The organism is Streptococcus sp. (genome assembly GCF_019414905.1).
In the GTDB taxonomy this organism is placed as follows: Bacteria; Bacillota; Bacilli; order Lactobacillales; family Streptococcaceae; genus Streptococcus.
This window is the reverse complement of sequence record NZ_DXLC01000171.1, coordinates 1-3,829: the sequence shown is the minus strand read 5'-3', so window position 1 is coordinate 3,829 and position 3,829 is coordinate 1. Positions and strand designations below refer to the sequence as shown.

At 42.9% G+C, this 3,829-nt stretch carries 5 protein-coding genes; all 5 read left to right on the top strand.

Annotation, left to right across the window (positions count from 1 at the left end):
* A partial coding sequence (locus tag QZ359_RS05060; RefSeq protein WP_293963559.1) for a PstA family ABC transporter permease occupies window positions 1–554 on the top strand: 554 nt, incomplete at its 5' end.
* A 10-nt stretch (window positions 555–564) separates the two neighbouring features.
* A complete protein-coding gene (gene pstB / locus QZ359_RS05055) occupies window positions 565–1,368 on the top strand; it encodes a phosphate ABC transporter ATP-binding protein PstB (RefSeq protein ID WP_020900241.1) in 804 nt (267 codons plus the stop codon).
* 12 nt (window positions 1,369–1,380) lie between these two features.
* On the top strand, window positions 1,381–2,139 hold the full coding sequence (pstB, locus tag QZ359_RS05050) for a phosphate ABC transporter ATP-binding protein PstB (protein ID WP_000133484.1): 759 nt from the start codon (window positions 1,381–1,383) through the stop codon (window positions 2,137–2,139).
* An 11-nt stretch (window positions 2,140–2,150) separates the two neighbouring features.
* On the top strand, window positions 2,151–2,804 hold the full coding sequence (gene phoU / locus QZ359_RS05045; RefSeq protein WP_293963551.1) for a phosphate signaling complex protein PhoU: 654 nt from the start codon (window positions 2,151–2,153) through the stop codon (window positions 2,802–2,804).
* A 157-nt stretch (window positions 2,805–2,961) separates the two neighbouring features.
* Window positions 2,962–3,777, top strand: a complete 816-nt coding sequence (locus QZ359_RS05040) for an ABC transporter substrate-binding protein (protein ID WP_000837375.1) — start codon at window positions 2,962–2,964, stop codon at window positions 3,775–3,777.
* Window positions 3,778–3,829: the final 52 nt, after the last annotated feature.

Genomic DNA, 3,829 nt, shown 5'->3' with positions numbered 1-3,829 from the left:
CATCAGTGGTTGTGGGTCTCTTTGGTTACTTGATCTTTGTAGTTCAGTTTGAGTATGGATTTTCAATCATTTCAGGTGCCTTGGCCTTGACAGTCTTTAACTTGCCTCAGATGACTCGTAATGTCGAGGACAGTTTGAAACATGTTCACCATACGCAGCGTGAAGCTGGTCTGGCCCTTGGGATTTCTCGCTGGGAGACAGTTGTCCATGTCGTTATTCCAGAAGCCCTTCCAGGTATTGTGACTGGGGTCGTCTTAGCTTCTGGTCGTATTTTTGGTGAGGCGGCTGCTTTGATCTATACTGCAGGACAATCCGCTCCAGCCCTTGACTGGTCTAACTGGAATATTCTCAGTGTAACCAGCCCAATCTCTATCTTCCGTCAAGCAGAAACCTTGGCTGTCCACATCTGGAAAGTCAATAGTGAAGGAACCATTCCTGATGGCACCATTGTATCAGCAGGTTCTGCGGCCGTCCTCCTCATCTTTATCCTCATCTTTAACTTTGGAGCTCGCAAACTCGGAAGCTACCTACATAAGAAATTAACCGCTGCATAAAGGAGAAGCCATGTCAAAATATAATTGGGATGAAAAGCATATCATCACCTTTCCTGAAGAGAAAGTGGCCCTCTCTACTAAGGATTTACATGTTTACTACGGTAAAAAAGAATCCATCAAGGGCATCGATATGCAATTTGAAAAAAATAAAATTACAGCCTTAATTGGCCCATCTGGATCAGGAAAATCGACCTACCTACGCAGTCTCAACCGGATGAATGATACCATTGATATTGCCAAGGTAACAGGTCAAATCCTCTATCAAGGAATTGATGTCAACCGTCCAGAAATTAACGTTTATGAGATGCGTAAGCACATCGGAATGGTTTTCCAACGACCAAATCCCTTTGCCAAGTCTATTTACCGCAACATCACTTTTGCCCATGAACGTGCAGGGGTTAAGGACAAGCAAGTCTTGGATGAAATTGTGGAAACTTCTCTCCGTCAGGCTGCCCTTTGGGACCAGGTCAAAGACGATTTGCACAAGTCAGCCTTGACCCTTTCAGGTGGTCAGCAGCAACGTCTCTGTATCGCTCGTGCAATTTCAGTCAAGCCAGATATTCTCTTGATGGATGAGCCAGCGTCAGCCTTGGATCCGATTGCGACAGCCCAGCTTGAAGAAACCATGCTGGAATTAAAGAAAGACTTCACCATCATCATCGTGACCCACAGTATGCAGCAGGCTGCGCGTGCTAGTGATTACACAGGATTTTTCTACTTGGGTGACTTGATCGAGTACGATAAGACGTCTAATATTTTCCAAAATGCAAAATTACAGTCAACCAATGACTACGTAACAGGACACTTTGGATAGAAAGGAAACAGTATGACAGAAGCGATTTTACAGGTGTCAGACCTGTCCGTTTACTACAATCAAAAGAAGGCCTTGAATAGTGTTTCCTTATCTTTCCAACCTAAGGAAATTACAGCCTTGATCGGTCCATCTGGATCAGGGAAATCAACCCTCCTCAAGGCTATCAACCGCATGGGGGATCTCAATCCAGAGGTAACCACAACTGGTTCGGTGGTTTATAACGGCCACAACATTTACAGCCCACGTACAGATACAGTTGAATTGCGGAAGGAAATCGGTATGGTCTTTCAACAACCCAACCCCTTCCCTATGTCTATCTACGAAAATGTTGTTTACGGACTTCGTATCAATGGAGTGAAGGACAAGCAGGTTCTAGATGAAGCAGTAGAAAAAGCCTTGCAACGAGCTTCCATCTGGGATGAGGTTAAGGATCGCCTACATGATTCAGCTATCGGGCTTTCAGGTGGACAACAGCAACGTGTCTGTGTTGCCCGTGTCTTGGCAACCAGTCCTAAAATCATTCTCTTGGATGAACCGACTTCAGCCTTGGATCCTATCTCGGCTGGTAAGATTGAGGAAACCTTGTATGGTCTAAAAGATAAATACACCATGCTCTTGGTTACGCGTTCCATGCAACAAGCCTCTCGTATCTCTGACAAGACAGGATTTTTCCTAGATGGAGATTTGATCGAGTTTAACGATACCAAGAAGATGTTCCTCAACCCACAACACAAGGAAACAGAAGATTATATTTCAGGAAAATTTGGATAAGGAGATAAATGATGTTACGTTCTCAATTTGAGGAAGATTTAGAGAAATTGCACAACCAGTTCTACGCCATGGGACAAGAAGTGCTCTCACAAATCAATCGTACAGTGCGTGCCTTTGTTACGCATGACCGTGATTTGGCCAAGGAAGTCATCGAAGACGATGCAGAAGTAAACGAATACGAAGTGAAATTGGAGAAGAAATCATTTGAAATGATTGCCCTCCAACAACCGGTTTCTCAGGACTTGCGTACAGTTCTAACCGTCTTGAAGGCTGTATCTGACTTGGAACGTATGGGTGACCATGCGGTGTCAATCGCAAAAGCAACTATTCGGATGAAGGGAGAACAACGCATCCCAGCTGTTGAAGAAGAAATCAAGAGAATGGGTCGCGATGTCAAAAACTTCGTCGAAGCAGCCCTTGAACTCTATCTCAATGCGTCAGTAGACCAGGCCTATGAAGTAGCAGCCATGGACGAAAAAATCAACCATTACTTTGATAGCATTCGTGATTTGGCTACAGAAGAAATCAAGAAAAATCCAGATGCTATCGTTACAGGTCGTGACTACTTCCAAGTGATTGCCTTCTTGGAACGCATTGGAGACTATGCCAAGAATATCTGTGAATGGGTTGTTTACTTTGAAACAGGTAAGATTGTCGAACTATAAAACAGGTTCATTCTGTATAAAAAGGAGCTTGAAATCAACTGATAGCTCCTTTTATTGAATGAAAAAAATATTTTTGAGATAAAAATTCAAAAAACACTTGACAAGCATCTTGGATAGCGTTATAATTATACAAAATTAACAGAGAGGTTGTTTATTTATGAAATCAAAAAAATGGATATTTGTTTTATGTAGTTTTCTTGCAAGTTTCTTCTTAGTAGCTTGCCAGTCGGGTTCTAATGGTTCTCAGTCAGCTGTTGAAGCCATTAAGCAAAAAGGGAAATTGGTAGTAGCGACCAGTCCTGACTATGCACCTTTTGAATTTCAGTCTTTGGTTGACGGAAAAAATCAGGTTGTCGGTGCGGATATTGACATGGCTCAAGCTATCGCTGATGAACTTGGGGTGAAGTTGGAAATCTCAAGCATGAGTTTTGACAATGTCTTGACCAGTCTTCAAACTGGGAAGGCTGACCTAGCTGTCGCAGGAATTAGCGCTACTGACGAGAGAAAAGAAGTATTTGATTTTTCAATCCCTTACTATGAAAACAAGATTAGTTTCTTGGTTCGTAAGTCTGATGTAGAAAAATACAAGGATTTAACTAGCCTTGAAAGTGCTAATATTGCAGCCCAAAAAGGGACTGTTCCAGAAGCTATGGTCAAGGAACAATTGCCAAAAGCTCAATTGACTTCCCTAACTAATATGGGGGAAGCTGTCAATGAATTGCAGGCTGGAAAAGTAGATGCTGTTCACATGGATGAGCCTGTTGCCCTTAGCTATGCTGCTAAAAACGCTGACCTAGCTGTCGCAACTGTCAGCTTGAAGATGAAGGACGGCGAAGCCAATGCAGTTGCCCTTAGAAAAAATAGTGCTGATTTGAAAGAAGTGGTGGACAAGGTCATCCAAAAACTCAAGGATGACGGCACCTACCAAAAATATCTTGAAAAAGCGGCAACCTTAACAGAAGTGGAAGAATAATACTCAATGAAAATCAAAGAGCAAACTAGGAAGCTAGCCGCAGGTTGCTCAA